Raw genomic sequence first — 1,719 nt, forward strand, 5'->3', positions numbered from 1 at the left:
ATCACGCTCCTGAGATCTGATGGGACCCCCGTATGGGGGGATTCGGTGATCCTATGCTGCCTAGAAAAGCATCGGCGCGAGGTTTTAGCCGCCCGTACCCCAAACCGACACAGGTGATCAGGTAGAGAATACTAAGGCGATCGAGAGAATTATGGTTAAGGAACTCGGCAAAATGCCCCCGTAACTTCGGGAGAAGGGGGGCCCCAACCTTGACCACCACTTGCTGGTGGGAGGGGATCGGGGCCGCAGAGACCAGGGGGAAGCGACTGTTTACTAAAAACACAGGTCCGTGCGAAGTCGCAAGACGATGTATACGGACTGACTCCTGCCCGGTGCTGGAAGGTTAAGAGGACCGGTTAGCCGCAAGGCGAAGCTGAGAATTTAAGCCCCAGTAAACGGCGGTGGTAACTATAACCATCCTAAGGTAGCGAAATTCCTTGTCGGGTAAGTTCCGACCTGCACGAATGGAGTAACGACTTCCCCGCTGTCTCAACCATAAACTCGGCGAAATTGCAGTACGAGTAAAGATGCTCGTTACGCGCAGCAGGACGGAAAGACCCCGAGACCTTTACTATAGTTTGGTATTGGTGTTCGGAGTGGCTTGTGTAGGATAGGTGGGAGACGTTGAAGCCCGGACGCCAGTTCGGGTGGAGTCATCGTTGAAATACCACTCTGGTCACTTTGGACATCTAACTTCGGCCCGTAATCCGGGTCAGGGACAGTGCCTGATGGGTAGTTTAACTGGGGCGGTTGCCTCCTAAAAAGTAACGGAGGCGCCCAAAGGTTCCCTCAGCCTGGTTGGCAATCAGGTGTCGAGTGTAAGTGCACAAGGGAGCTTGACTGTGAGAGAGACATCTCGAGCAGGGACGAAAGTCGGGACTAGTGATCCGGCGGTACATTGTGGAATGGCCGTCGCTCAACGGATAAAAGGTACCTCGGGGATAACAGGCTGATCTTGCCCAAGAGTCCATATCGACGGCATGGTTTGGCACCTCGATGTCGGCTCGTCGCATCCTGGGGCTGGAGTAGGTCCCAAGGGTTGGGCTGTTCGCCCATTAAAGCGGTACGCGAGCTGGGTTTAGAACGTCGTGAGACAGTTCGGTCCCTATCCGCTGCGCGCGCAGGAAATTTGAGAAGGGCTGTCCTTAGTACGAGAGGACCGGGACGGACGAACCTCTGGTGTGTCAGTTGTACTGCCAAGTGCACCGCTGATTAGCTACGTTCGGATGGGATAACCGCTGAAAGCATCTAAGCGGGAAGCTCGCTTCGAGATGAGATTTCCATACACCTAGCGTGTGAGAGGCCCCCAGCCAGACCACTGGGTTGATAGGCCGGATGTGGAAGCGAGGACTAACGACTCGTGAAGCTGACCGGTACTAATAGGCCGATAACTTACACCACACACCATCCCCGCAAACGGATTCAAAAGCGTTTGCAACCACGGGGTGGTAAAAAGAAACAAGACTGCTTGCGTCCACTATGTGGTTCCCAACCAACAAACCCGTTGCTTGAGAACCAACACAACTGAATAAACAACACCACAGTTGTAACACCACAGATTTCCCACACCACCCCACCGGGTGCGTGACGGGACACAGGGTTACGGCGGTCATAGCGTGGGGGAAACGCCCGGTCCCATTCCGAACCCGGAAGCTAAGACCCACAGCGCCGATGGTACTGCACCCGGGAGGGTGTGGGAGAGTAGGTCACCGCCGGACA

2 rRNA genes are annotated in these 1,719 nt (G+C 55.1%); both read left to right on the forward strand.

What is annotated here, in order from left to right:
* Positions 1 to 1,401 (forward strand): 23S ribosomal RNA (locus AC6CH3_RS23295); the annotation flags it as partial.
* A gap of 200 nt (positions 1,402 to 1,601) precedes the next feature.
* Positions 1,602 to 1,718: ribosomal RNA gene (gene rrf, locus AC6CH3_RS23300) — 5S ribosomal RNA — on the forward strand.
* Position 1,719: the final 1 nt, after the last annotated feature.

The sequence above is a fragment of the Arthrobacter sp. GQ119 genome, assembly GCF_059759125.1.